The organism is Pseudomonas sp. AC463 (assembly GCF_979253585.1).
The window spans coordinates 1-263 of record NZ_CEEDDZ010000727.1 but is presented as its reverse complement, the minus strand read 5'-3'; the positions used below and the strand labels follow the sequence as shown (position 1 = coordinate 263).

Below are 263 nucleotides of genomic sequence, written 5' to 3'. Positions count from 1 at the left end.
TGCCGAAGTGCAGGTTGTCTGCCAGAGAAAGAAAGAGTGTAAGCGCGTGGCTATCCATTGGTGTTTCATATATCGGCATGTTGTGTTGCAAATATATCATTTTACGCAATGGGACGGATCACTTAAGGTGGCTCCGTCGCGGTGCTCGCACCCCCTCCCTTTCGATTCACAAGAGCCAAGAACATGAAAGTTTATTACGACAAAGATTGTGACCTCTCCATCATCCAGGGCAAGAAAGTTGCCATCATCGGTTACGGCTCCCA

At 48.3% G+C, this 263-nt stretch carries 1 protein-coding gene; it reads left to right on the top strand.

Annotated elements, in window-relative coordinates; translation table 11 throughout:
- Window positions 1–183: 183 nt before the first annotated feature.
- On the top strand, window positions 184–263 hold an 80-nt coding region (locus AC0IYH_RS32120; protein WP_471838358.1), incomplete at its 3' end, for a hypothetical protein.